Annotated in this window: 22 protein-coding genes; 12 read left to right on the top strand and 10 right to left on the bottom strand. The window is 68.4% G+C overall.

Annotated elements, in window-relative coordinates; all coding sequences use genetic code 11:
* Positions 1-37: 37 nt before the first annotated feature.
* From E8D38_RS07635 to E8D38_RS07655, 5 genes are all read left to right on the top strand, one after another.
* The gene (locus tag E8D38_RS07635; RefSeq protein WP_140627526.1) at positions 38-949 is read left to right on the top strand and encodes an AraC family transcriptional regulator; all 912 of its coding nucleotides are present in this window, start codon (positions 38-40) and stop codon (positions 947-949) included.
* Positions 950-1,106: 157 nt separating this feature from the next.
* Positions 1,107-2,384 carry a hypothetical protein gene (locus E8D38_RS07640; protein ID WP_140627529.1) on the top strand — a complete coding sequence of 426 codons (1,278 nt, stop codon included), beginning with the start codon at positions 1,107-1,109 and terminating at the stop codon, positions 2,382-2,384.
* Between the two features lie 87 nt (positions 2,385-2,471).
* Positions 2,472-3,587, top strand: coding sequence for a quinolinate synthase NadA (nadA, locus tag E8D38_RS07645; protein ID WP_140627531.1), 1,116 nt, complete (start codon positions 2,472-2,474; stop codon positions 3,585-3,587).
* Positions 3,588-3,649: 62 nt separating this feature from the next.
* Positions 3,650-4,516: a carboxylating nicotinate-nucleotide diphosphorylase gene (gene nadC, locus E8D38_RS07650; RefSeq protein ID WP_140627533.1), complete on the top strand. Its 867-nt coding sequence runs from the start codon at positions 3,650-3,652 to the stop codon at positions 4,514-4,516.
* Between the two features lie 64 nt (positions 4,517-4,580).
* Positions 4,581-4,865, top strand: a complete 285-nt coding sequence (locus E8D38_RS07655; RefSeq protein WP_140627535.1) for a late competence development ComFB family protein — start codon at positions 4,581-4,583, stop codon at positions 4,863-4,865.
* Between the two features lie 27 nt (positions 4,866-4,892).
* On the opposite strand, the gene nadB is transcribed toward E8D38_RS07655, so the two are convergent.
* On the bottom strand, positions 4,893-6,563 hold the full coding sequence (gene nadB / locus E8D38_RS07660) for an L-aspartate oxidase (protein WP_140627537.1): 1,671 nt from the start codon (positions 6,561-6,563) through the stop codon (positions 4,893-4,895).
* Positions 6,564-6,844: 281 nt separating this feature from the next.
* Between nadB and E8D38_RS07665 the strand changes: the two genes are divergently transcribed.
* The gene (locus tag E8D38_RS07665; protein ID WP_140627540.1) at positions 6,845-8,134 is read left to right on the top strand and encodes a hypothetical protein; all 1,290 of its coding nucleotides are present in this window, start codon (positions 6,845-6,847) and stop codon (positions 8,132-8,134) included.
* Positions 8,135-8,185: 51 nt separating this feature from the next.
* Here E8D38_RS07665 and clpB read toward each other — a convergent pair whose 3' ends face one another.
* Together clpB and E8D38_RS07675 are read right to left on the bottom strand one after the other, a co-directional pair.
* Entirely contained in the window at positions 8,186-10,786 is a 2,601-nt protein-coding gene (gene clpB / locus E8D38_RS07670) for an ATP-dependent chaperone ClpB (RefSeq protein ID WP_140627542.1), read from the bottom strand.
* 93 nt (positions 10,787-10,879) lie between these two features.
* Positions 10,880-11,362, bottom strand: coding sequence for a molybdenum cofactor biosynthesis protein MoaE (locus E8D38_RS07675; RefSeq protein WP_140627544.1), 483 nt, complete (start codon positions 11,360-11,362; stop codon positions 10,880-10,882).
* Between the two features lie 269 nt (positions 11,363-11,631).
* Here E8D38_RS07675 and dapA point away from each other — a divergent pair, with 269 nt between their 5' ends.
* Positions 11,632-12,498 carry a 4-hydroxy-tetrahydrodipicolinate synthase gene (dapA, locus tag E8D38_RS07680; protein WP_140627546.1) on the top strand — a complete coding sequence of 289 codons (867 nt, stop codon included), beginning with the start codon at positions 11,632-11,634 and terminating at the stop codon, positions 12,496-12,498.
* A 7-nt stretch (positions 12,499-12,505) separates the two neighbouring features.
* Here dapA and E8D38_RS07685 read toward each other — a convergent pair whose 3' ends face one another.
* Genes E8D38_RS07685 through E8D38_RS07710 form a run of 6 tightly spaced genes read right to left on the bottom strand, consistent with a single transcriptional unit; the run spans position 12,506 to position 18,491 of the window.
* Positions 12,506-12,763 (bottom strand): MoaD/ThiS family protein, encoded by a 258-nt coding sequence (locus E8D38_RS07685; protein ID WP_140627548.1) that lies wholly within the window; start codon positions 12,761-12,763, stop codon positions 12,506-12,508.
* Positions 12,760-13,995, bottom strand: coding sequence for a molybdopterin molybdotransferase MoeA (locus E8D38_RS07690; protein WP_140627550.1), 1,236 nt, complete (start codon positions 13,993-13,995; stop codon positions 12,760-12,762). The genes E8D38_RS07685 and E8D38_RS07690 overlap by 4 nt, the downstream gene beginning before the upstream one ends.
* Positions 13,970-14,497, bottom strand: a complete 528-nt coding sequence (mobB, locus tag E8D38_RS07695; RefSeq protein WP_140627552.1) for a molybdopterin-guanine dinucleotide biosynthesis protein B — start codon at positions 14,495-14,497, stop codon at positions 13,970-13,972. Before mobB ends, E8D38_RS07690 begins: the two co-directional genes overlap by 26 nt.
* Positions 14,498-14,517: 20 nt before the next feature.
* Complete coding sequence (thrC, locus tag E8D38_RS07700; protein ID WP_140627554.1) at positions 14,518-15,924, bottom strand: threonine synthase; 1,407 nt, start codon at positions 15,922-15,924, stop codon at positions 14,518-14,520.
* Positions 15,924-17,246 carry a homoserine dehydrogenase gene (locus tag E8D38_RS07705; RefSeq protein WP_140627555.1) on the bottom strand — a complete coding sequence of 441 codons (1,323 nt, stop codon included), beginning with the start codon at positions 17,244-17,246 and terminating at the stop codon, positions 15,924-15,926. The genes thrC and E8D38_RS07705 overlap by 1 nt, the downstream gene beginning before the upstream one ends.
* A gap of 18 nt (positions 17,247-17,264) precedes the next feature.
* Positions 17,265-18,491 (bottom strand): pyridoxal phosphate-dependent aminotransferase, encoded by a 1,227-nt coding sequence (locus E8D38_RS07710; RefSeq protein ID WP_140627557.1) that lies wholly within the window; start codon positions 18,489-18,491, stop codon positions 17,265-17,267.
* 120 nt (positions 18,492-18,611) lie between these two features.
* On the opposite strand from E8D38_RS07710, the gene E8D38_RS07715 reads away from it, so the two are divergent.
* The 3 genes from E8D38_RS07715 to E8D38_RS07725 all read left to right on the top strand — a co-directional run bounded on the left by E8D38_RS07715 (position 18,612) and on the right by E8D38_RS07725 (position 21,402).
* Complete coding sequence (locus E8D38_RS07715) at positions 18,612-18,989, top strand: Mth938-like domain-containing protein (protein WP_140627559.1); 378 nt, start codon at positions 18,612-18,614, stop codon at positions 18,987-18,989.
* A 119-nt stretch (positions 18,990-19,108) separates the two neighbouring features.
* Positions 19,109-19,585 carry a peroxiredoxin gene (locus E8D38_RS07720; protein ID WP_140627560.1) on the top strand — a complete coding sequence of 159 codons (477 nt, stop codon included), beginning with the start codon at positions 19,109-19,111 and terminating at the stop codon, positions 19,583-19,585.
* Positions 19,586-19,725: 140 nt separating this feature from the next.
* A complete protein-coding gene (locus tag E8D38_RS07725) occupies positions 19,726-21,402 on the top strand; it encodes a PhoH family protein (RefSeq protein ID WP_140627562.1) in 1,677 nt (558 codons plus the stop codon).
* Positions 21,403-21,430: 28 nt separating this feature from the next.
* On the opposite strand, the gene ppk2 is transcribed toward E8D38_RS07725, so the two are convergent.
* Positions 21,431-22,246 (bottom strand): polyphosphate kinase 2, encoded by an 816-nt coding sequence (gene ppk2 / locus E8D38_RS07730; protein WP_140627564.1) that lies wholly within the window; start codon positions 22,244-22,246, stop codon positions 21,431-21,433.
* Between the two features lie 172 nt (positions 22,247-22,418).
* Between ppk2 and E8D38_RS07735 the strand changes: the two genes are divergently transcribed.
* Complete coding sequence (locus tag E8D38_RS07735; protein ID WP_181178978.1) at positions 22,419-24,392, top strand: DUF2298 domain-containing protein; 1,974 nt, start codon at positions 22,419-22,421, stop codon at positions 24,390-24,392.
* A complete protein-coding gene (locus tag E8D38_RS07740; protein WP_140627569.1) occupies positions 24,389-26,401 on the top strand; it encodes a DUF2298 domain-containing protein in 2,013 nt (670 codons plus the stop codon). The genes E8D38_RS07735 and E8D38_RS07740 overlap by 4 nt, the downstream gene beginning before the upstream one ends.
* Positions 26,402-26,417: the final 16 nt, after the last annotated feature.

Raw genomic sequence — 26,417 nt, forward strand, 5'->3', positions numbered from 1 at the left:
GCACGATTACGATAGGAAGCCAATTTCTGTCGAGAACATGCCAAGCCGCGCCAACGCCTCCGCTTCCAGCTCCTCCGCGGCCAAGCCTGCGCGTCGCGCCCGGTCCGGTGTGGGCCCCGTCACGCCGCACCTGTACGTCCCCACGGCGGCCCGGCCGGTGCGCGCCAAGCTCGTGCCGCTGCGCACCGACGTGCACGTGGTGCCGCACAGCCACCCGTGGGGACAGATCGCGTTCTCCAGCACCGGTGTGGCCCGGCTCACCGTCGAGCACGGCACCTTCATCGTGCCGCCGTCGCGCGCGTTGTGGGTGCCGCCCGGCGTGGAACACGCGGTAACGGTGGTCGAGGCCACCGAGCTGCACACGCTCTACATCCACCAGCCGCGCGGCCGCTGCGGCCCGCAGGTCGCGCGCACGGACGAAGCCGCGTGGCGCCAATGCCGGGTGCTGGAGGTGTCGGACCTGCTGCGCGCACTTGCGTTGCAGATGGACACAAGACCCGACGGCCCGGGGCTCAGGTTGTCGGCTGAACAGCGGCGGCGCGAACGCAGGCTGGCGGACCTCGTGCTCGACGAACTGCGCCGCGCCAAGCCGGTGCGCCTGGGCGTGGACCTGCCCGCCGACAAGCGCCTGCGCACGCTGTGCGAAGCGGTGCTGGAGAACCCGGCGCGCCATGCCACCCTCGAGGCGTGGGCGCGCGACAGCGGCGCCAGCCCCCGCACCGTGGCGAGGCTGTTCCGCCATCAGCTCAACACCAGCTTCGCCCAATGGCGCCAGCAGGTCGTGCTGGCCAAGGCGGTGGCGCTCGCAGCCCGCAAGCGGCCGATGAGCCTGATCGCCTCCGAGCTCGGCTACGCCAGTGCCAGCGCCTTCACCGCCATGGTGCGCCGCTCGGTCGGCATGCCGCCCAGCCGCTTCTTCGCGTCGGTGCAAAGCACGACGCGCGAATAGCGAGCTTCTGGCCGCTTCGCTGCCGCCTGTCCACTTGTCCCTACCGGTCGCTCAGCCCCCCACGAATAGGGATGCGGGCGCCAACCGCGCTGCCTACACTGGCCGGGCATCGGGCGGGCGTGGTCGGGGAGGCTGCGGCCGCCAACGGGAGACAAGCATGCTGAAGTCCTTGTTCGGTGAGCTCGGCGCCGTCAGCCAGGATCACGACCCGCAACGCAGCGGCGACTTCGCCGCCACAGCCATCCTCGAAAGCACCGCCGCGGAGGTCAACGACCGCGGGCAGATCGTCGATCGGCACCTGCAGGACCTGTTCGTCACCGGCTCGCCGGCCCAGGCCATGCGCGACCACTTCGCGTCGCAGCGCCCCGAGCTCGACACCGCGGCGCGCATGATCACCCTCTACGACCCGGCCCGCATGTGGGCCGGCAGCGTGGTGAAGGCCCTGTCGGACGCGAGCGGCCGGCCCATCGAGCGGCTGCACCTGCGCGACCAGGCCACCCTCGCCACGCTGGCGATGATCGAGCGCACCACCCTGCCCCGGCGCCTCGAGGACACGCTGAAGATCTACTACGCCGACGTGCGGGCCGAAGGCCGCGACAGCGCGGCGGTGCCGTTCGCGCTGATGGAACGCAGCCACCTCACGGCGGTGATCGTCGGCCCGCTGCACCCCGCCTCCATCGACACGATGCTGTCGATGCTCCAGGTGGCCGCCCAGTCGCCTTCGTGGCGCTGCCCCACCCTGCTGTTCATGCTGCCGGTGGGCGCGGTCTGGATCGCCAACAAGATCAATGCGGTGAACTGGCCGCGGCGGCTGCAGGTGCAGGTCGTCAGCGAGCCCCTCACCAGCTCTTCGGCCGTGTGGAACGCTTTGCTCGCCCACTGGGACCGGGTGAAGACTGCACCCGCCTGGAACGCCTCGATGGCGCACGCCTCGCCGATGGCCGGCGGCGACTTCCCGATCAAGGTGGCCGACCTTGCCCGCGATGACGAAACCGCCGACACGGCGGCCGGCACGCCGCTGCCCCAGCCGCAGGTCATCGAAGTGCAGGCCGCGCCGCGCGCCCTCGATCCGGCCCGCGCCGCGGTGGTGCTGCCAGCGCTCATGCAGATGGAAGGCATGCTGGGCTGCGCGGTGGTCAACGGTACCACCGGCCACCTGATCGCCTGCGAAGGCTCGCAGCCCGACCTCGAGCTCGCGGCGGCTGCCGCCAGCGAGGTGATGCGGGCGCACCGCCGCTCGCTGCGCCACTTCGGCCACCACCATGCCGGCGAACACGTCGACGAGGTGCTGGTCACGGCCGGCAATCGCTACCACGTGATGCGCTCGGTCACGGCACACAACGAGTACTTCGTGCTGGCCCTGCTCGACAAGCTGCGCAGCAACCTGGCCATGGCGCGCTTTCGCATCATGGAGGCGCAGCAGTCGCTGGCCTGAACGCAACCCTGCACCGCCGTGAGGGCGGCATCGCTCGGCTACCATCCGTTTTCCGCGGGCCGAAGAGCCCCACGATGGACGTCTGTCATGAGCGAAGCAGTACTGTTCGACTACACCCGGCAGGACGCGCAAGGCGCCTCCTGCACCGCACACGCCTGGGCCAAGGTGCCCGAGCCCCTCACCCCTGAAGGCCGCCGCGAATGGAAGGCGCGGGCCGCCGCGCTGCTGAAGCAGCACAACGCGGTGCTGGTGGCCCACTACTACGTGGATGGCGACCTGCAGGACCTGGCGCTGGAAACCGGCGGCTGCGTGGCCGACTCGCTGGAGATGGCGCGCTTCGGCCGCGACCACGAAAGCCGGACCCTGGTGGTGGCCGGGGTCCGCTTCATGGGCGAAAGCGCCAAGATCCTGTCGCCTCACAAGCGGGTGCTGATGCCCGACCTCGACGCCACCTGTTCGCTCGACCTCGGCTGCCCGCCCGACGAATTCGCCGCCTTCTGCGACGCCCACCCCGACCGCAAGGTCGTGGTGTACGCCAACACCAGCGCCGCCGTGAAGGCGCGTGCCGACTGGATGGTCACCAGCTCCTGCGCGCTGGCCATCGTGAAGCACCTGAAAGACCAGGGCGAGAAGATCCTCTGGGCGCCCGACCGGCACCTGGGTCGCTACATCCAGGAGCAGACCGGCGCCGACATGCTCATGTGGAACGGCGCCTGCATCGTGCACGACGAGTTCAAGGGCATCGAGCTCGACCTGCTGAAGAAGCAGCACCCGGGTGCCAAGGTGCTGGTGCACCCCGAGTCTCCCAAGAGCGTGGTCGACCAGGCCGACGTGGTGGGCTCGACCTCCCAGCTGCTCAATGCCGTGCTCAAGATGGATGCCGAAAGCTTCATCGTGGCCACCGACAACGGCATCCTGCACCGCATGCGCCAGCTCGCGCCGAACAAGACGCTGATCGAAGCGCCCACCGCGGGCAACAGCGCCACCTGCAAGAGCTGCGCGCACTGCCCGTGGATGGCGATGAACGCGCTGCAGGGCGTGGTCGACTGCCTGGAACGCGGCACCGGCGAGATCCACGTTCCCGAGCCCACGCGCAGCCAGGCACTCGGCTGCATCGACCGCATGCTCGACTTCGTGGCAAAGAACCCCACCAGCATCGCCAAACCCGCGCAAGGCTTCGTCCCCAACGTCGGCGCCGCGTGACCAATAGTGACCAGTGACCAGTGACCAGTGACTGGTGAGCAGTGAAAGTCACGACCCAAGAAATGTTTGATCACGACGAAACACTCGATGAGGCCCGCGCCCGCAATGTGAACGAGGCGCTGTTCGAAGACCTTGGCCGGCGCGATTGGACCGGCCTGCTGGTGCCCGAGGGCGAGCGGGTCCGTGCGCGGGTGCTGGTCCGCGAAGAGGCCGTGCTCTGCGGGCGCGAATGGTTCGAGGACTGCGTGCAGATGCTCGACCGCCAGGCCCGCATCGAATGGCACTACGGCGAAGGCGACTGGATGAAGGCCGACACGCTGGTCTGCCACGTCGAAGGCGCGGCGCGTGCGCTGCTGGCAGCCGAGCGGCCGGCGCTCAACTTCCTGCAGCTGCTGTCGGGCACCGCCACGGTGACGCGCCGCCATGTCGAGGCCGTGGCCGGCGCCTCGACCAACCCGCGAGGCTGCGCCATCCTCGACACCCGCAAGACCATCCCGGGCCTGCGCCTCGCACAGAAGTACGCGGTGCGCGTGGGCGGCGGCCAGAACCAGCGCCTGGCGCTCTACCACGGCATCCTCATCAAGGAAAACCACATCGCCGCCGCCGGCGGCGTGACGCAGGTGCTGCAGGCCGCCCAGGCGCTCAATGCCGGCGTGGACATCCAGATCGAGGTCGAGACGCTCGACCAGTTGCGCGAAGCCCTGGCCGCGGGAGCCACCAGCGTGCTGCTCGACAACTTCACCTACCCGCTGATGCGCGAGGCGGTGGCGCTCACCGCCGGGCGTGCCTTGCTCGAGGTGTCGGGCGGCGTGGCGATCGAGCAGCTGCGCGACATTGCCGCCACCGGCGTGGACCGCATCTCCATCGGCCGCCTCACCAAGGACGTGAAGGCTGTGGACTATTCCATGCGAGTGCTCGAACGCCTGTAGAAGCGCCTCAAGCCGCCGGCGGGCGCGCCGATAGAGGGTTTACCTCAGGTCCGGACCGAACGCCATGAGCGACAGCTTCGAATCCATTCACAACTTCTTCGAGCAGCCCGTGCTCGATGCCGTCATGGCGGCCATGCCGAACTACCGGCATCTGAGCCAGGAACTGCTGGCCGACGTGGCCTGCGTGGCGCTCAATCGCCTGCCGGTACGCTACATCCGCCACCCGGTGGACCTGGCCTTCTACATGACCGACAAGGAACGCCTGGAGAACGAGCGCGCCATCTACGACGCGGTGCAGCACGCGTTCGAGTTCGTGCAGGCGCGCAGCGCCATGCGCGCGCGGCGATAAGCCCGGTGACCCCGGGCCGCGCAGCCCTCAGCCGCTCAGGCCCAGGGCCTTGGCCTTCTTGTCCTTCCTGCCGTTGACGTCACTGCGGGCCGAGCGCACCAGCACGGTCGGGAAGCTCACCGGCAGCGTGTAGGGGAAGTCGCGGCTGAAGTGCAGCCCGCGGCTTTCCTGGCGCATGAGGGCCGAGCGGACGATCAGCTCGGCGCAGTCGACCAGGTTGCGCAGCTCCAGCAGGTCGCGGTTGACTCGGAAGTTCGCGTAGTAGTCGTCGATCTCGTTGCGCAGCAGCTTGATGCGGTGACGCGCCCGCTCGAGGCGCTTGGTGGTGCGCACGATGCCCACGTAGTTCCACATCAGCAGGCGCAGTTCGTCCCAGTTGTGGGAGATCACCACCTGCTCGTCGGCGTTCTCGACCTGGCTTTCGTCCCACGCCGGCAGCGCCGGCCCCGGCCCGTTGCGGTTCGCCAGCACATGGTGGGCGCAGGTGCGGCCGAGCACCACGCATTCGAGCAGCGAGTTGCTGGCCAGGCGGTTGGCGCCGTGCAGGCCGGTGTAGGTGGTTTCGCCCACCGCATAGAGGCCCGGAAGGTCGGTGCGGCCGTCGAGGTCGGTAACCACGCCGCCGCAGGTGTAGTGCGCGGCCGGCACCACGGGAATCGGCTGCTTCGAGATGTCGATGCCCAGCGACAGGCAGCGCGCGTAGATGGTGGGGAAGTGTTCCTTCAGGAAGGTTTCGCCCAGGTGCGTGGCGTCGAGCCAGACATGGTCGACGCCGTGCTTCTTCATCTCGAAGTCGATGGCGCGAGCCACGATGTCGCGCGGAGCCAGTTCGCCTCGCTCGTCGTGGCTGTGCATGAAGCGCACGCCGCCGTTGTCTCCGATCGGCAGCTTCAGCTGCCCGCCCTCGCCCCGCAAGGCCTCGGTGATGAGGAAGCTGCGCTCCTGCGGGTGGTAGAGACAGGTCGGATGGAACTGGATGAACTCCATGTTGCCGACCCGGCAGCCTGCCCGCCACGCCATCGCAATGCCGTCGCCGGTCGCGGTTTCGGGGTTGGTGGTGTAGCGGTACACCTTGCCGGCCCCGCCGGTGGCCAGCACCACGGCAGCCGCCGGCAGCGTCTCGACGCGCTGCCGGTCGATGTCGAGCGCATAGACGCCGTAGCAGCGCGACGACTCCTCGCGTTTCAGGTGGCGTGAGGTGATCAGGTCCACCGCCATCCAGCGCTCGCGCAGCGTGATGTTCGGGTGGCGCTTCACCTCCTGGAGGAGCACCTCGTGGATGGCCTTGCCGGTGGCGTCGGCCGCATGGGCGATGCGCCGCACGGCATGGCCGCCCTCACGGGTGAGGTGCAGGCCGAGCGGGCCCTCGGGGTCGCTCGAAAACGGCACGCCGCGCGCCACCAGCCATTCCACGGCCGCGGCACTGTTCTCTGCAATGAAGCGGGCGGTGTTCTGGTCGACCAGGCCCGCGCCGGCGTCCTGCGTGTCGCGCACATGGGACTCGATGCTGTCGTCGCTGCCCAGCACACCGACGATGCCGCCCTGGGCCCAGGCGGTGGCGGCCTCTTCGAGGTTGCGCTTGGCAAGCACCACCACAGGATGCCGGTCTGCCAGGTGCAAGGCGACGGTCAGCCCGGCGAGCCCCGCCCCGACGATGACCACGGGAGGAGCGGTGGTTGGAGAAATCGCATCGGACATGGTGGTCGCTCGGGCTCGGTGGGGCTCGCGGGGCAAAAAGGCCGGGGCGATTCTATCGATCGGACTTATTTCACAAGCCGGGCCGACAAGCCCCCCGGTTCACGGGGCACAGGTGTTGCCTTCGTACTAACGGGGGATGGTGACAACGCAGGCCCACGTGAAATCATGCACGTCACCCCCGGGCACAAATAGAAACATCAACTTACACTTTGTCGGCCAGCTTCCCCTCTCCCCTTGGCCTCACGGCAGCCCGATTCACCAGCAGTCCTAAGGAATCGACCATGGCAGCACTGCCCTTCGAGCGTTCGGCATGGCCGAGCTCCAATCCATCGCAGCCGCAGGCCCGTGAAGAGTGGCAGGCGACTCGCGCCGAGACCGCGGTGGCGACGCAGATCCTGCAGGACGAGCAGGACTACCTCCAAACCGAACGCGAGCGCGACATCGGCCGCGCCATCGGCAACGACACGCGAGAGCTGTTCGTCTCGTGCGACCCGGCCGAGGCGCTGGAGCAGCAGTTCGACCACCTGGTGCCGCAATACATCGCGGTGCACGACGTCGGCACTTCCACGTCGCGCAAGCTGCTGGCCGGCATTGCCGCCGCAGCCGGCCGCAAGCCGCAGAAGCTGGTGATCCGCCGCCAGGGCTACGGCACCACCCTCGCCACCCTCGAATTCGTCGACTGCCCGGCGGGCAACGGCCGCAGCGTGCGGCTGTACTCCACAGAGGTGGATGCCGACACCCAGGCACGCCAGGCCATGGCCCGCATGCTGCTCGGCCACAGCCTGCTCGCGGTGCTGATGGTGGGCGACCTGCCGGCACATGCGCTCGATGCGAGCCTGAAGCCGCTGCGCGATGCCATGCTGGCCGGCCATTGGCCCAACCGCAACATGCTCGTGCTGCCGCTGCATGCGAGCAGCATGATCTCCACCCATGCGGCCGAACTCGGCATCGGTACCGGCGTGGAGGTGCGCACCACGCCGCAGGTCACCCGCCCGGCCGAGGCCTGGGCCTTTCTCGGCGCCACCTGGAACCGGCTGCAGGACCGCTTGCACCCGGGCGGGGGCGGCGCCACGCTGGCGCGCCTGAGCCCCGCACCGCCGGTGGGGGCGGCAGCCCGCACGCCCGCGGTACCGGCCGCGCCGACGGTCACTCCCATGCCGGTGGTGGGCGCTGCCGCTGCGCCCACCTCGCCGCTCGAGCAATACGTTCACCACCTGGGCGAAGTCGCCGGCATGGTGAGCTGCTGCGTGTTCGAGCTGTCGAGCGGCCGCGCGCTGGCGCATGCCGGCTCCCGGCCCGGGGGCGACGAGCTCGCCCGCCAGGGCGGCGGCATGCTGAACGCGATGATGGCCGGCAGCCGCAACCTCGGCCTCGGCCATGCCGTGCCCGACGCGATGATCACGCTCGGCCAGCACCACCTCGTGCTGCGGCCGGTGCCCGAGCACCCGGGCTTGGTGCTGCATGCTGTGCTCGACAAGCCGCATGTCAACGTGACGCTGGTGCGCGCCCAGATGCACAAGCTCGATGCGGAGCTGTCGGCGCAGATGAATGCGAGGAAGCCGGCGCCCTGACCGCACCGACGGCTGACGAAAGAAAGCGCCGCACAAGCGGCGCTTCTTCTTTCAGTGCACCACCCGCTCGAAGCGGAATTCGCCGGGCGCCTGGATCGGATCCACGTCCACCGGGATCACGTCCTTCGGCCCGAACCGGCCTTCCAGCAGCAGCTTCGACAGCGGGTTCTCGATGCGGTGCTGGATGGCCCGCTTGAGCGGCCGCGCGCCGAACACCGGATCGAAGCCGACCTTGGCCAGCTCGACCAGCGCGGCGGGCGACACATCGAGCTTCATCTCGAGCTTCTCGAGCCGCTGCTCCAGCTGGCGCAGCTGGATCTTCGCGATGGACTCGATGTGCTTGGCATCGAGGGCATGGAACACCACCGTCTCGTCGATCCGGTTCAGGAACTCCGGGCGGAAATGCTGCTTCACCTCGGCCCACACCGAGTCCTTGATGAGCTCCGGGTCCTGACCCGCCATCTGCATGATGAGGTGCGAGCCCAGGTTGCTGGTCATCACGATCACGGTGTTCTTGAAGTCCACGGTGCGGCCCTGGCCGTCGGTCAGCCGTCCATCGTCGAGCACCTGCAGCAGCACGTTGAAGACGTCCGGATGGGCCTTCTCGACCTCGTCGAGCAGCACCACGCTGTACGGCTTGCGGCGCACCGCTTCGGTCAGGTAGCCGCCCTCGTCGTAGCCCACGTAGCCCGGAGGCGCACCGATCAGCCGGCTCACCGAATGCTTCTCCATGAACTCGCTCATGTCGACGCGGATGAGGTGGTCCTCGCTGTCGAACAGGAACGAGGCCAGTGCCTTGCAGAGCTCGGTCTTGCCCACGCCTGTGGGGCCGAGGAACAGGAACGAGCCATACGGCCGGTTCGGGTCGGACAGGCCCGCGCGTGAACGACGGATCGAATCGCTCACCGCGCGGATGGCCTCGTCCTGGCCCACCACGCGCTGGTGCAGCTTGTTTTCCATCTCGAGCAGCTTCTGGCGTTCGCCCTGCATGAGCTTGCTGACAGGGATGCCGGTGGCGCGCGCCACCACTTCGGCGATCTCTTCGGCCCCCACCAGCGTGCGCAGCAGCTGCGGCTTGCCGCCTTCGGCCTTGCCGGCTTCCTTGGCCTGGGCTTCCTTGAGCTTCTTTTCCAGCTCGGGCAGGCGGCCGTATTGCAGCTCTGCCACCTTGTTGAAGTCGCCCCTGCGCTTCAGCTCCTCGATCTGGAAGCGGATCTTGTCGATCTCTTCCTTCAGGTGGGCCGAGCCCTGCGCGGTGGCCTTCTCGGCCTTCCAGATCTCTTCGAGATCGGCATATTCGCGCTCGAGCTTGGCGATCTCGTCGGTGATCAGGCCCAGGCGCTTCTGCGACGCCTCGTCCTTTTCCTTGCGCACTGCCTCGCGCTCGATCTTGAGCTGGATGAGCCGGCGGTCGAGCCGGTCCATCGCCTCGGGCTTGGAGTCGATCTCGATCTTGATCTTGGCGGCAGCCTCGTCGATCAGGTCGATGGCCTTGTCGGGCAGGAAGCGGTCGGTGATGTAGCGGTGGCTCAGCTCGGCCGCGGCCACGATGGCCGGGTCGGTGATCTCCACGCCATGGTGCACCTCGTACTTTTCCTGCAGGCCGCGCAGGATGGCGATGGTGGCTTCGACGCTGGGTTCGTCGACCAGCACCTTCTGGAAGCGGCGCTCCAGCGCGGCATCCTTCTCGACGTACTTGCGGTATTCGTCCAGCGTGGTGGCGCCGATGCAATGCAGCTCGCCGCGCGCCAGCGCCGGCTTGAGCATGTTGCCGGCATCGATGGCGCCTTCGGCCTTGCCGGCGCCCACCATGGTGTGCAGCTCGTCTATGAACAGGATGATGCGGCCCTCGTCCTGGGCCACTTCCTTGAGCACCGCCTTCAGGCGTTCCTCGAACTCGCCACGGTACTTGGCACCGGCGAGCAGGCCGGCCATGTCGAGCACCAGCACGCGCTTGTCCTTCAGGGAGTCAGGCACTTCGCCGTTCACGATGCGCTGCGCGAGACCTTCGACGATGGCGGTCTTGCCGACGCCCGGCTCGCCGATCAGCACCGGGTTGTTCTTGCTGCGACGCTGCAGCACCTGGATGGCGCGGCGGATCTCGTCGTCGCGGCCGATCACCGGGTCGAGCTTGCCCTGGCGGGCCCGCTCGGTGAGGTCGAGCGTGTACTTCTTCAGCGCCTGGCGCTGGCCTTCTGCCTCGGCGCTTTCCACCTTCTGGCCGCCACGCACCGCCTCGATGGCGGTGGTCAGCGACTTGCGGGTGAGGCCATGCTCGCGCGCCAGCTTTGCGGTCTCGCCCTTGTGGTCGGTCAGGGCCAGCAGGAACATCTCGCTGGCGATGAACTGGTCGCCGGCCTTCAGCGCCTCCTTCTCGGCCGCCTGCAGCAGCGCAACGGTCTCGCGCCCGGCCTGCACGCCCTCGCCGCCCTGCACGCTGGGCAGCTTGTTGATCTCGCCTTCGAGCGAGGTCTGCAGGCCCGAGGTGTTGACGCCGGCGCGCGCCAGCAGCGCCTTCGGGCCGTCGGTCTGCTGCAGCATGGCCAGCAGCAGGTGGGCCGGCTCGATGTACGGGTTGTCTCGGGCGATGGCCAGCGACTGGGCCTCGCCCAGGGCCTCCTGGAACTTGGTGGTGAGCTTGTCGATACGCATGGGGGGTGTCCTCCGATTGCAGGCGACTTCGGGGCAGGCCTCGAGTTTTCAAGGCAAGCGCCACACCCGGGTTGACCCGGGTCAATCGAGCGCTCAGGCCGCGTTCGACGCCTGGATGCCCCAGCGCTCCAGCGCCTCGTCGTCGGCCACGCGTGCATCGACCCAGCGGGCGCCGCCGGCCGTGTGCTCCTTCTTCCAGAACGGGGCCTGGGTCTTGAGGTAGTCCATCAGGAACTCGCACGCCTGGAAGGCTTCGCCGCGGTGGGCCGAGCTCACCGCCACCAGCACGATCTGGTCGCCCAGCTCGAGCGGCCCGACCCGGTGGATCACCGACACGGCCCGGATGTCGAAGCGGCGCCGGGCTTCGTCGATCATGGCCTCGATGGCCGCCTCGGTCATGCCCGGGTAGTGCTCCAGCTCCATGCGGTGAACCGTCTCGCCGTCGCTGCGCTCGCGCACGGTGCCCACGAAGCTGGCCACCGCCCCCACACCCAGGTCGCCGGCCCGCAGCGCAGCCACTTCGGCGGCGAGGTCGAAATCATCGGTCTGGATGCGAACGCGCGGGCTGCTGCTCATGGCGGGGATTGTGCCTGCGCCCCTAGAATGCGCCGCATGTCCCTCCTGACCTTCACCCACGTCCAGGGGCTGCCGATGCAGCAGCCCGTGAGTGCAGTCGTCGTGGCAGCGGACAAAGCGAAAAAACAGCAGCTCGTCTGACCGGAGCGGCTGTTCCGTCGTCAGATGAGCGACGGAACGGTTCGGCACGGCAACCCCCTGCGCCCTTTTCGTTGCGCTCCTCTGGAACGGACCCATCGGTCATTGCCAGCCCTTGCAAGGAGCGTCCCATGCCGTCCCCGGCCTCTCACGACTTTTCCGGACTCTGGATTCCCCTGGTCACCCCGTTCGACCGGGGGGCGATCGACCATGCCGCCCTGCGCCGCCTGGTGGCACACCTGGCCCCCGCCGGCATCGCCGGCTTCGTGGTGTGCGGCAGCACTGGAGAGGCTGCAGCGCTCGACGACGACGAGCAACTGGACGTGCTGGACACCGTGCTGGGCTGCGACAGCGGGCTGCCGGTGCTGATGGGCCTGGCCGGCAACCACCGGCCCTCGCTGCTGGCGCAGCTGCGCCGCTGCGTGCAGCGACCCATCGCCGGCCTGCTGACGCCGGCGCCCTGCTGCGTGCGGCCGTCGCAGCGCGGCCTCGTCGAGCACTTCGTGGCGGTGGCCGATGCATCGCCGGTGCCACTGGTGCTCTACGACATTCCCTACCGCACCGGCGCGGCCATCGAGCTGGACAGCTTTCGCATGCTGGCCAGCCACCCGCGCATCGTCGCAGTCAAGGACTGCGGCGGCTCGCCGGAAAAGACGCAGACACTCATCGCCGAAGGCCGGCTGCAGGTGCTGGCGGGCGAAGACGCCCAGATCTTCGGAACGCTGTGCCAGGGCGGCCATGGTGCGATTGCCGCTGCCGCCCATCTGCACACCGAGCGGTTCGTGGCGATGTGCCGGGCCGTCGGCCGCGGCCAGCTCGCCGAGGCCCGGGCGCTGCACCATGCGCTGGCGCCGGTGATCCGGCTGCTGTTCGCCGAGCCGAACCCGGCGCCGCTGAAGGCCGTGCTGGCGCGGCAAGGCCTGATCAGCGAAGAATTGCGGCCGCCGCTCACGCCGGCAACGCCCGGGCTGGTGGACCGGCTTGTCGCGCTGGGCTGAACGCGGCTCAACCGCCCGTCACGGGCGGGAAGAACGCCACCTCGGCGCCGTCTGCCAGGGCCACGGATTCGTCAGTGGCCATGACCTGGTTCACCGCCGCGCGCAAGGCCCGGCCGCGCGCCAGCACCTCGGCATGGCGGCCGCCGCGTGCGATCAGGCGGTCGCGCAACTCGGCCAGCGTGCAGGCCTGCACGTTGAGTTCGACCGGCTCGCCGGCGCCCAGGGCTTCACGGACGGAAGCGAAATAGCGCACGTTGAACTTCATGCCAGCAGCTCCGACATCGGCAGGAAGCGCACCGTCTCCCCGGCGCGCACCGTCTGCCCGGGTGCCAGATCGACCAGGCCGTCGGCCCAGACCACCGAGGTGAGCACCCCTGAGCCCTGGTTCGGGAAGAGCTCCAGACCGCCACCGGCGTTGCGCCGCGCCCTCAGGAACTCGCGGCGCTTGTCGGGGCGGGGCCAATCGAAATCGGCCCGCACCGCCATGCCTTGCGGCTCACGCCAGGCCATGCCCTGCAGCGCCATCAGCACCGGCCGCACGCTCACCAGGAAGGTCACGAAGCTGGACACCGGGTTGCCCGGCAGCCCGATGAAAAGCGCCGGGTGGCCGTGGCTCGAGCGCACCTCGCCGAAGGCCAGCGGCTTGCCGGGCTTGATGGCCACCTGCCAGAGATCGAGCCGGCCTTCGGCCTGCACCGCCGGCTTGAGATGGTCTTCTTCGCCGACGGACACGCCGCCCGAGGTGACGATGAGGTCGCTGCCTTCGGCGGCCCGCCGCAGCGCTTCGCGGGTGGCATCGAGCCGGTCGGGCACGATGCCGAGGTCGGTCACCACGCAGCCGAGGGCCTGCAGCAGGCCGCGCAGCGTGTAGCGGTTGGAGTTGTAGATCGCGCCCGGCTTGAGCGGCTCACCCGGCATCGCCAGTTCGTCGCCGGTGGAAAACAGCGCCACCCGCGGGCGGCGAGTCACGGTCACGCTTGCGGCGCCTACCGTGGCGGCCAGGCCGAGCGCCTGTGGCGACAGGCGCATGCCGCGCGTGAGCACCACCGAGCCTTCACGCACGTCTTCGCCGCGGCGGCGGATCGCCTGGCCGGGCTGCGGCAGGGTGTCGATGCGCACCCCATCGCCCTGCGCCGTGCACAGCTCCTGCATCACCACCGCATCGGCACCCTCCGGCACCGGCGCGCCGGTGAAGATGCGTGCTGCCGTGCCGGGCTGCAGCGGCGCGCCCACCTGCCCGGCGGCGACACGCTGGCTCACCGGCAGCAGCGTGCCGGCGGCCGGCACGTCGGCCACGCGCAGCGCGTACCCATCCATCGCGCTGTTGTCGAGCGGCGGTACGTCGAGGGTGGATTTCAGGTCGCGGGCCAGTACACGACCCAGCGCTTCGAAGGTGGAGACCTCTTCCGTCTCTGCGATCGGCCGCGTGGAGGCCAGCAGGCGCTCGATCGCTTCGTTCAGCGGGAGGAGGTCACGGCGCGGGGCGGGTGTATTCATAACGCAAGGCCTGCGCGAGCAGGAACTGTGCAACGGCATCGGCGTCGGCCAGGTCGAGCAGCGGCAGCTGCGTGGCGATGGGCAGCAGCGCCGGGCTGTCGGTGGCAATGGCCGAGACGAAGGGATCGTCCGGGTAGATGACGGGCTTTTCGTTGGCGGCGCGCCAGACCTCGACCTTGGGCAGGTCGGCGTGCTTGAAGCCTTCGACCAGCACCCAGTCGCAGGCAGCGAGCTCGGCCAGCAGCTGGTGCACGTCCGGGTCGCCTTCGACCTCGTATTCGCGCATCAGGGCCAGGCGCCGGCTCGATGCGACCAGCACCTCGAAGGCCCCCGCCTCGCGATGGCGGTAGGAGTCCTTGCCGGGCTTGTCGACGTCGAAGGCGTGGTGGGCATGCTTGAGCACCGACACCCGCTGGCCGGCAGCGCGCAGCCGCGGAATGAGCTGCTCGATCAGCGTGGTCTTGCCCGAGCCGGAGTAGCCGCAGAAGCCGACGACTTTCATGGGCACCTCGGTAGCGGCGCTCAGACGTGCTGCGTGATGTAGGCCTTGACGGCCTGGGCGTCGGCCGGCATCACCTTGAAGCGCTTGGGCAGCTGCTCCAGGCCCTGGAGCGCCGCCGGCCGCTCGGGCTCGCGGCCCAGCGCTTCACGGATGGTCTCGGCAAACTTGGCCGGCAGCGCGGTTTCGAGCACCAGCATCGGCACCCCGGGCGTGAGGTGCTCGCGCGCGACCTTCAGGCCGTCGGCGGTATGGGTGTCGACCATGGTGCCGAAGCGCTGCCAGGTGTCGCGGATGGTGGCCAGCCGGTCTGCATGCGTGCTCCTGCCCGACACGAAGCCGTAGTGGCGCACCCGCGCGAACTCCAGCGACGTGAGGGTGAAGCTGCCGCGCTGCTCGACTTCGCTCTTGAACAGCTGCAGCGTGCGTGCGCCGTCGCGGCCCAGCAGGTCGAAGACGAAACGCTCGAAGTTCGACGCCTTCGAGATGTCCATCGACGGGCTGGAGGTCTCGTGCGTCTCGGCCGCACCGCGCACCCGGTAGCTGCCGGTGCGGAAGAACTCGTCGAGCACGTCGTTCTCGTTGGTGGCCACCACCAGCTTGCCGATGGGCAGGCCCATCATGCGGGCCACGTGGCCGGCGCAGACGTTGCCGAAGTTGCCCGACGGCACGGTGAAGTCGACCTTCTCGTCGTTGCTCTTCGTGGCCTGGAAGTAGCCGGCGAAGTAGTACACGACCTGGGCCACGAGGCGCGCCCAGTTGATCGAGTTGACGGTGCCGATCTTGTGCTGGCGCTTGAAGGCCAGGTCGTTGGAGACCGCCTTCACGATGTCCTGGCAGTCGTCGAACACGCCTTCGACGGCCAGGTTGTGGATGTTGGCGTCCTGCAGGCTGAACATCTGCGCCTGCTGGAACGGGCTCATGCGGCCGTGGGGGCTCAGCATGAACACGTTGATGCCCTGCTTGCCGCGCATGGCGTATTCGGCGGCGCTGCCGGTGTCGCCGGACGTGGCGCCCAGGATGTTGAGCGTCTCGCCGCGCCGCCGGAGTTCGTATTCGAACAGGTTGCCCAGCAGCTGCATCGCCATGTCCTTGAAGGCCAGCGTCGGGCCGTTGGACAGGGCTTCGAGCTGCACGCCGGGCTCCAGCGACTTGAGCGGCACGATGGCCTCGGTGCCGAAGGCTTCGCGGGTGTAGGTCTTGCGCACGAGCGCGCGCAGGTCCTCGGCCGGAATGTCGTCGATGTAGAGCGAGAGGATCTCGAAGGCCAGGTCGGCATACGGCAGCGTGCGCCAGCGCGCCAGCGTGGCTGAATCGACCGCCGGGTAGCTCACCGGCAGGTACAGGCCGCCGTCGGGCGCGAGGCCTTCGAGCAGGATCTCGCAGAAGCGCCGCTGGGTCTGGTCGCCGCGGGTGCTGATGTACTTCATTAGCTCAGCTCTTCCTTGCGGATGCGCACGATGGGCGCGAGCACGGTGGGCAGGGCCTGCATCTGCGCGAGGGCGGCGTTCATGCGGCCCTCGAGCGTGTCGTGCGTCAGGATGATGAGGTCGGTCTGGTTCTCGCCGTCGCCGCCGACTTCATCGCTTTCGCGCTGGAGCACGGCATCGATGGAGATGTCGTTGTCGGCCAGGATGCGGGTGATGTTGGCCAGAACGCCGGCCTGGTCGGCCACGCGCAGGCGCAGGTAGAACGAGGTGACCACCTGGTCCATCGACAGGATGGGCGTGTTGGCCAGCGAATCGGGCTGGAAGGCCAGGTGCGGCACGCGGTGATACGGGTCGGCCGTGTGCAGGCGCGTCACGTCCACCAGGTCGGCCACCACGGCCGAGGCGGTGGGTTCGGAGCCGGCGCCCTTGCCGTAGTAGAGGGTGGAGCCGACTGCATCGCCCTGCACCACCACAGCGTTCATCGCGCCTTCGACGTTGGCGATCAGCCGCTTGGCCGGCACCAGCGTGGGATGCACCCGCAGCTCGATGCCGCCGGCCTGCTGGCGGGTGATGCCCAGCAGCTTGATGCGATAGCCCAGCTGCTCGGCGTAGTTGATGTCGGCGGCCTGCAGCCTGGTGATGCCTTCGACGTAAGCCTTGTCGAACTGCACCGGCACGCCGAAGGCGATGGCGCTCATGATGGCCAGCTTGTGCGCCGCATCGATGCCCTCGATGTCGAAGGTCGGGTCGGCCTCCGCATAGCCCAGCCGCTGGGCTTCCTTCAGCACCACGTCGAAGTCCAGGCCCTTGGCCCGCATCTCCGACAGGATGAAGTTGGTCGTGCCGTTGATGATCCCCGCGATCCACTCGATGCGGTTGGCGGTGAGCCCTTCGCGCAGGGCCTTGATGATCGGGATGCCGCCGGCCACGGCCGCCTCGAACGCCACCATGACGTCGCGCTCGCGGGCCTGGGCGAAGATTTCGGTGCCGTGCACGGCCAGCAGCGCCTTGTTGGCCGTCACCACATGCTTGCCGCTGGCCAGCGCCCTGAGCACCAGCTCGCGTGCACGCTCGGTGCCGCCGATCAGCTCGACCACGATGTCGATGTCTGGCCGGGTCACCAGCGCATCGAAGTCGCTCGAGATCTCGATCTCGGGGCCGAGCGCGGCACGCGCCTTGTCGACGTTGCGTGCCGCCACCGCGGCCACTTCGATGCCGCGGCCGGCGCGGCGCAGGATTTCCGCCTGGTTGCGCTGCAGGACCTTGACCACGCCACTGGCGACGACGCCTGCTCCCAGCAGGCCCAAACGGATCGGTTTCATGAAGGTTCTTTTCTCAGCTCAGCGCGAATGACGCTTGCGATAGTGGTCGAGGAATCGGGCGATGCGGCCGACGGCATCGGTCAGGTCGTCGGAATTGGGCAGGAACACGAGGCGGAAGTGATCGGGCGTGGGCCAGTTGAAGCCGGTGCCCTGCACGATCAGCACCTTCTCTTCGGCCAGCAGCTCGTAGGCGAACTGCTGATCGTCCTCGATCGGGTACAGCTTCGCGTCGAGCCTCGGGAACATGTAGAGCGCCGCCTTCGGCTTCACCACGCTCACGCCCGGGATCTGGGTGAGCAGCTCGTAGGCGAGATCGCGCTGGCGGCACAGCCGCCCGCCCGGCGCCACCAGGTCCTTGATGCTCTGGTAGCCGCCCAGCGCCGTCTGGATGGCCAGCTGCCCCGGCGTGTTGGGGCACAGGCGCATCGAGGCCAGCATGTTCAGGCCCTCGATGTAGTCCTTCGCATGGCGCTTCTCGCCCGACACCACCATCCAGCCGGCCCGGTAGCCGCAGGAACGGTAGTTCTTCGACAGGCCGTTGAAGGTGAGGCAGAGCACGTCGTCGGCCAGCGAGGCGATGCTGGTGTGCGTGTGGCCGTCGTACAGCGTCTTGTCGTAGATCTCGTCTGCAAAGACGATGAGCTGGTGCGCCCGCGCGATCTCGACGAGTTCCTTCAGCACCGACTCCGGATACAGCGCGCCGGTCGGGTTGTTCGGGTTGATGACGACGATCGCCTTGGTGTTCGGCGTGATCTTCGACTTGATGTCTGCGATGTCGGGCATCCAGTCGCTCTGCTCGTCGCACATGTAGTGCACCGGCCGGCCGCCCGAGAGCGCCACCACGCCGGTGTACAGCGGGTAGTCGGGCGACGGGATCAGCACCTCGTCGCCGTCGTCGAGCAGCGCGTTCATGCTCATCGCGATGAGCTCGGAGGCGCCGTTGCCGAGATAGACGTCATCGACCGTGACGCCGGAGATGTGCTTTTCCTGCGTGTAGTGCACCACCGCCTTGCGCGGCGCGAACAGGCCCTTGGAGTCGGTGTAGCCCGCCGAATGCGGCATGTTGCGGATCATGTCCTGCACGATCTCGTCGGGCGGTTCGAGCCCGAACACCGCGAGGTTGCCGATGTTCAGCTTGATGATCTTGTGGCCCTCTTCCTCCATCTGGCGGGCCTTTTCCAGCACCGGGCCACGGATGTCGTAGCACACGTTGGCGAGCTTGCTGGACTTCGCGATCGGCTTCAAAACGCTCTCTCCTCCGGGGGTTTCGCAGGCAGCGTTGCTGCAGTGCGAAAGATAGAATTTAACCACACGGTGCATGCGTCACCGCGCTGCAAAAGGCAGCATCGAAGCGAGCCCCTGCCCTTGAAACTCCATCCCGACCGCATCGACGGCGTCAACGTGATCGCCGGCTACACCGAATCCACCATCACCGTGAACGGGCAGCCCTGGCGCGAAAGCCTCCTGCTGCCCGCACGGGGTGCGGTCGCCGGCTGGTCGTGCGAGCGTTTCGAGGACCTCACGGCCGAGCACTTCCAGGCTGTCGCCGCGCTCAAGCCCGAGCTCGTGATCTTCGGCAGCGGCGCCCGCCTGCGCTTCGCGAAACCGGAGCTGCTGCGGCCGCTGATCGAGCTGCACGTGGGCATCGAGACGATGGACACCGCCGCGGCCTGCCGCACCTACAACATCCTCGTGGCCGAAGGCCGCGACGTGGTCGCCGCGCTGCTCTTGCAGTCGGTGTGACGGACCTCATATGAAGCGCTCGCCCGGGAAACCACCCACAGGGGGGGCCGGGTTCATCAAGCCCGCGGCTTTATAATCACGGGCTACGCCCTGACAGGGCGCAACTATCCGACTTCTTCATGACGCCCGCCCTCAACAAACCCCTCCCGGAATTTGAAGCGCTGGCCACCGGCGGCGTGAAGTTCACGCCGCAGGCCTTTCTCGGTCAAACGGTCGTTCTGTACTTCTACCCCAAGGACAACACCCCCGGCTGCACCACCGAAGCGATGCAGTTCCGCGACAAGCACAAGGACTTTCTCAAGGCCGGTGCGGTGGTGTTCGGCGTGTCACGCGACAACATGGCGTCGCACGACAAGTTCAAGCAGAACCTCGAGCTGCCGTTCGAGCTCGTGGCCGACACCGAAGAGAAGCTCTGCCACATGTTCGGCGTGGTCAAGAACAAGATCATGTACGGCAAGAAGGTCAAGGGCATCGAGCGCAGCACCTTCCTGATCGACCCCAAGGGCGTGCTGGTTGCCGAGTGGCGCGGCATCAAGGTCGCGGGCCACGTCGACGAGGTCCTGAAGGCGGTGAAGGGGCTCAAGAAGCCGGCCTGACGCTGTCATTGCTGCACCGGATGGCATGTGCATAATGGCCGCATGCTCGTGACGTCCCAAACGCAGCATCCCCCGGCAAGCCGCACAGGCGACTGTGCGGCTTTTTGCTTTTTTAGCCCGCTCTGAAAAGCCAGCATTTCATGCCACTGCCGAAGCCGCCTGCCAAGAAAGCCACCCTCCTCAGCCCCGCCGACTACGAATCCCAGGCCGCGCCCAAACCGGGCAAACGTTCTTCGAAGAACGAGCCCGCGGCCCCTGCCTTGCTCGACTTCTACGACGCCGAGGCCAAGACCCCACCTGTGAAACCCCCGGTCGCCAAGGCGCCCGCCCCGGCGCCGCAAGGCTCGCTGCCCGTCAAGGCGGTCTCGCGCGGCGCCCCGACCGTCGCCCCCGAAACCCGGCCGCGCAAGCCGCGCGGCGACGGCCCGGCCAAGCTGTTCGTGCTCGACACCAACGTGCTGATGCACGACCCGATGTCGCTGTTCCGCTTCGAGGAACATGACGTCTACCTCCCCATGATCACGCTGGAGGAGCTGGACGGCCACAAGAAGGGCATGAGCGAAGTGGCCCGCAACGTGCGCCAGGTGAGCCGCGAACTGGACCAGCTGGCCGCAGACAGCAAGCACCTCGCCGACCCCGCCACGGGCATCGAGCTGGCCAAGACCGGCCACCGCGAAGCCGGCGGCAAGCTCTACTTCCAGACCCAGCTGCTCAACGTGCAGCTGCCGCCCGGCCTGCCGCAGGGCAAGGCGGACAACCAGATCCTCGGCGTGGTGCACGCCTTGCGCGAGCACTATCCCGGGCGCGACGTCGTGCTGGTGTCCAAGGACATCAACATGCGCATCAAGGCCCGCGCCCTGGGCCTGCCCGCCGAGGACTACTACAACGACAAGACGCTCGAGGACGGCGACCTGCTCTATACCGGCGTGCTGCCGCTGCCGGCCGACTTCTGGGAGCGCCACGGCAAGACGATGGAGAGCTGGAGCCAGGGCGGCTCGACCTTCTATCGCATCAGCGGCCCGCTGGTGCCGGCGCTGATGATCAACCAGTTCGTCTACCTCGAGACGCCGGGCGCGGCCCCGCTGTATGCCAAGGTGACCGAAATCACCGGCAAGACGGCGGTGCTCAAGACGCTGAAGGACTACAGCCACGGCAAGAACGCCGTGTGGGGCGTGACCACCCGCAACCGCGAACAGAACTTCGCACTCAACCTGCTGATGGACCCGGAGTGCGACTTCGTCACCCTCACCGGCACGGCAGGCACCGGCAAGACGCTGATGACGCTGGCCGCCGGCCTGGCGCAGGTGCTCGACGACCGCCGCTACACCGAGATCATCGTCACCCGCGTGACGGTGCCGGTGGGCGAGGACATCGGCTACCTCCCGGGCACCGAGGAAGAGAAGATGGGCCCCTGGATGGGTGCGCTCGACGACAACCTCGAGGTGCTGGCCAAGAGCGACACCAGCGCCGGTGAATGGGGCCGTGCGGCCACCAACGAACTCGTGCGCAGCAAGATCAAGATCAAGAGCCTGAACTTCATGCGCGGGCGCACCTTCCTGAACAAGTACGTGATCATCGACGAGGCGCAGAACCTCACGCCCAAGCAGATGAAGACGCTGATCACGCGTGCGGGCCCGGGCACCAAGATCGTCTGCCTGGGCAACCTGGCGCAGATCGACACACCCTACCTCACCGAAGGCAGCTCCGGCCTCACCTACGCAGTGGACCGCTTCAAGGGCTGGCCGCACAGCGGCCATGTGACGCTGGCACGCGGCGAACGTTCACGCCTGGCGGACTTCGCCTCCGACGTGCTGTAGCCGTCGGCCCCCGGTCGAGAGCGCGTGCTCAACGCGTGCTCTTGACCGGCTTGAGCGGCCCCTTGAACCGCTCCTTCTGAGGCTTGCCCGACAGCGGCGGAAACTCGATCACATCCTGCGGGACGTTCCGCTCGGGCGTGTGGTCGAGCATGTGCCGAATCAGCGTCAGCCGCCCCCGGCGCTGGTCGTTGAAGTCCACCAGCGTCCAGGGCGCGTGCCTGGTGTGGGTGGCTTCGAGCATGACGTCGCGCGCACGACCGTATTCGGCGTACAACTCGCGGGCCTTCAAGTCGATGGGACTCAGCTTCCAGCGCTTGAACGGGTCGGCCTGCCGCTCGGCGAAGCGCTCCTCCTGCTGCTCCTGGTCCACCGTGAGCCAGTACTTGAACAGCAGCACGCCGTCTTCGACCAGCAGCTTCTCGAATTGCGGCGCCTGCTTCAGGAAGAGCCGGTACTCGGCATCGGTGCAAAAGCCCATCACCTTCTCGACGCCGGCGCGGTTGTACCAGCTGCGGTCGAACAGCGCGATCTCGCCGGCGGCCGGCAGGTGGGCCACGTAGCGCTGGAAGTACCACTGGCCGCGCTCGCGGTCGCCCGGCTTGGGCAAGGCCACCACGCGGCACTGGCGCGGGTTGAGCCGTTCGCTGATGGCACCGATCGCTCCGCCCTTGCCGGCGGTGTCGCGCCCTTCGATGACCACCAGCAGGCGCTTGCCCGTGTGCTGCAGCCACCGAGCCACGCCGTCGAGCTCGAGTTGCAGCGCTTCGAGCCGCTCCAGATAGCTCTGCTTGTCGAGTTTGTCGAGCTTGCCGCTCCCCTTTTCTTCCCGCTTCTTTTTCGCCACGAACTGAGCTCCAGAGTGTGAGGCGCACGCACGTTTACAGCAGAACGTCGCAGAGGGCTAGCGGGAGTATCGAGGGGCCGCATCGGCCAGGCCGAATCGCCGCGCCCCCCGCGACACGACAGAATCGCGCCTGTTGCCGGGCCGCCAAGAGCCCGCAAAAAAGGGACCCCTCTTGAACGCCATCCACCTCGCCCTTGCGCTGGCGATCCTGCTCGTCAACTTCGCCGGCCTGGCCTGGCTGGTCGAGCGCTGCCTGCCGTCGGCCGACCGCCAGATCGCCCGCGCCGTGGGCGTGCTGGCCGTGTGCCTGCCGCTGTTCTTCATCGAGCACTTCGCCGGGCTCGGATCGCTCAAGGCCCTGTGGCCGCTCACCACACTGGCCGCCCTGGCCGTGCTGGGCCGCCGCCTGTGGGACCCGGAGTACCTCAAGGACGAATGGCCCTTCGTGCTGCCGCTGCTCTTCGCCTTCGGCTGGCGCTGGGGCTACCCGAACATCGATGCGAATTCGGAGCACCTGACCGACCTGTACTTCATCAGCAACTACCTGGCCGGCGACACCCTGCCGCCGCCCGACCGCTGGCTGCCCGGCTACCGCTTCGACGTCTACTACGGCTTCCTGCACTACGCAGTGGCGCTGCTGGGCCGCTGGCTGGGCGTGGGCGCCGGGCTGGCGATGAACCTCGGCGAGGCGGTCGTCTTCGGCCTGCTGGGCAGCCTGGGCTGGAGCGTGGCCAGCCGCTGGCTGCACAAGACGGCCCCGAGGCTGCTGCTGGTGACCGCGCTGGTGGCCGGCGGCACCGGGATCGCGCCGCTGCTCGCGCTGCTCTACCCGGGCGACCCGACGGCACAGATGTGGGCCAACACGCGACTGGCGGGCCTGTACGACCAGCAACTGACCACACCGCTCGGGCAGGCGCTCTTTCCGAAAGCCGTCCCTCCCGGCTTCGAGCCGCCTGACCTGCCGCTGGAAACGCCCTCCTACCTCCTGTACCTGGGCGACGTGCACCCACCGATCGGCGGCTTCGTGCTGCTGTTCTTCACGCTGGCGCTGCTGGCGCGCATCGAAAGGCCGCAGCAGGAAGGCGAAGACGCCCGGCCGCTGCTGGCCTGGCTGGGCGCCACGCTGCTGCTGCCGCTGGCCGTCAACACATGGATCCTGCCGATGCAGGTGCTGCTGGTCGCCGGCTGGGCCGCCTACCGGTGGCGGGGGCGCCAGCCGCTGCATCCCCGCTGGCTCGCGGCCGGCGCGGTGCTGGCCGGCATGCTGCTGTACCCCTTCCTGTCGCGCTTCGCCCCCAATGCGCTGGGCACGCCGCTGCTGCTCACCGCACCGCTTGACCACACCCCCTGGCGCCAGGGCCTCGCGATCTGGTGGCCGGTGCTGTGGCTGGTGCTGCTGGCCCTGCTGCAAGGTCACAGGCAGCGCCTCGCATGGTGGTCGGCCTGCGGCGTGGTGGCGCTGTGGCTTCTGAGCGAGTTCGTCACGGTGGACGACCCGAACGGCGGCCGCTTCCAGCGCTTCAACACGGTGCTGAAGTGGTGGTCCTGGCTCTACCCGGCAGCCTTGGTGTGGCTGGGCACCCTGCAGCTCGCGGCACCGCAGCGCTGGCGGCGCTGGCTGGCAGCCGTGCCGCTGCTGGCGGTGTCGCTCTACCTCGTGCCCCAGGCGAACTACTGGAAGCACACGCCGCGGCCGCATGCCGGTCGTCTGCAAGGCGACGGCTGGCTGCGCAGCGACAGCGCGCACCGGGCCATCCTCAACTGGCTGCGCGCCGCGCCGCAGGGCCTCGTGCTCGAAAGCGTGGAGCGCGGCGCCTACGGCCCGTCTTCGGCCTTTGCGCTGCATGCGGGGCATCCGTCGGTGGCCGGCTGGCCCGAGCACGTGGCCCAGTGGCGCGGCAACCCGGCCTTCATCGCCGAACGCACCCAGCTCATCCGTGAGCTCTACCAGGGCCAGCGGCCCGATGCCGCGGCCTGGCTCAAGGGCCTGGGGGTGGAGTACATCGTCTGGAGCCGCTTCGACTCCGGCGCCGGGCCGCAAGCCCTGGCGCAACTGAAGCAGCAACTGGCCAACGACTACGCCTGGATCCCGCTGTGGTCCAACGGCGCTGAAGAATTCGGCGTGTTCAAGCGCCTGCCCTCATGACTGCCATCTACTACCTGCTGACCCTGGCCCTGGTGCTGGTGCACTTCGCGGCCGTGAGCGCGCTGCTGTCGCGCTGGATCCCCTCCTTCCACATCGCACGCGCGGTCGGCGTGCTCGGCATCGCGCTGGCCGGCTACTTCGTCGAGCACTTCCAGGGCTTCGGCCGGCTCACCCTGCTGTGGCCGCTGACCGCCCTTGCCTCGGCGGTGCTGCTGGCGGCCGACCGCAAGCGCCTGCGGGAGGCCGGCTTCCTGAAGGCGGAGTCGGTGTTCTGGCTGCTGATGGGCTACGGCCTGCTGTGGAAGTGGTGCTTCCCGTCCATCTACCCCAGCTCGGAACGGGTCACCGACCTCTACTTCATCGGCAACTACCTGCCGGGCAGCACGCTGCCGCCGCTGGACAACTGGTACCCGCCGCGCAGCTTCGACTTCTACTACGCCTTCCAGCACTACGCGGCCGGCCTGCTGGGGCGCCTGTTCGACCTCTCGCCCGGCCTGACCTACAACCTTGCGATGCCGCTGCTGACCGGCCTCACTGCCGCGCTGGTGTGGGACTTCGCCGGCCGCTTCATCACCAGGCGCGCATGGCAATGGCTGCTGGTGGCCAGCTTCGTGATCGGCGGCACCGGTGCCACGCCCTTCGTGCATCTGGTCGAAGGCGACCGGCACGTCGATGCCAACGCGCACATGATGGGCAGCGCCCGTTTCGTCGGCCTGTACGACCACCAGTTCACCAGCGACCCGTTCTGGCGTGACGTCTTCCTGCCGCCCGTTCCGCCGGGCTTCGAGCGCCGCGAGCTGCCGATGGAGGGCTTCGGCTACCAGTACTACGTGGGCGACTATCACCCGCCGCTCGGCGGCTTCTTCCTGCTGGCGCTCGCCCTGGCGCTGATCGCGCTGCTCGAGCGCGGGCTGGGTTCGGTCCGGCTCAACACGGTGCTGCTTGGCGCCACCGTGCCGCTCACCATCGCCACCAACACCTGGGTGTTCCCGCTGCAGGCCCTGCTGGTGGCAGGCTGGATGGCCTGGCGCAGCCGCAGGCCCCTGCCGGATGCCGCCGTACCCGTGCACCCACCGCCGGCCGACTGGCCTGCCGTCATCGGCGGCGGCCTGGGCGCCGCGGTGCTGATCTACCCCTTCCTCACTGCCTTTGCCGCCAAGTCGCAGCCCACCGCGATGAAGCTGGTGCAGGCCATCGACCACACACCGGTGGCGCAGTTCCTTGCGCTGCACTGGCCGATGCTGGTGATGATCGTGCTCGGGCTGGCGGTGAGCCTGGCGAAGCGCGAATGGCGCGGCATCACGCTGTACTTCGCGGTCTTCCTCGGCCTGCTGCTGTTCGCCAGCGAGATGATCCATGTCGACGACCCGTCGGGCGGCAAGTACGAGCGCACCAACTCCGTCATGAAGTGGTGGGGCTGGTTGTGGACCGCCTGCGTCATTGCGCTGGGCAGCCTGCTGCTGGGGTCACCGTCGCGCTGGGCGCGCTGGATCACCGGGGCGTCGCTGGCGGTCACCTGCTTCTACGCGGCAGACGTGGTGAGCTATTTCAGGCACACCGGCCAGGCCGACCGCGGCCAGCTGCACGGCGCCGGCGTCTACACCCGGGAGCCGGTGGTGCGCGACATGTTCCGCTACCTGGCCGACGCCCCGCAGGGCGTCGTGCTCGAGAACATCTACGACGGCGCCTACAGCGACAGCGGCATCCATGCCGCCTTTGCCGCCAAGCCGGTGCTGCTGGGATGGCCGATGCACCTGGTCACCTGGCATGGCGACGTGCCCGACGTCTGGCTCACCCGCGACGCCATCGTGGCGCTGTATGCCGGCAACCTGCCCGATGCACGCAAATGGCTGCTGGCGCGCGACGTGCGCTATATCGTGTGGAGCGTACGGGACGCGCACAACCGCGAGGCCTGGAGCCGGCTGCAGAGCGACATCGACGCCAGCTATGCATGGCACGGCTTCGGCAACGTCGCCGGCATGCCGGTCGGGTTGTGGGTGCGGCGGTGAAGCGGGCGGAGGAGTC

Source organism: Methylibium rhizosphaerae (assembly GCF_006386545.1).
Classification (GTDB): Bacteria; Pseudomonadota; Gammaproteobacteria; order Burkholderiales; family Burkholderiaceae_C; genus Pseudorivibacter; species Pseudorivibacter rhizosphaerae.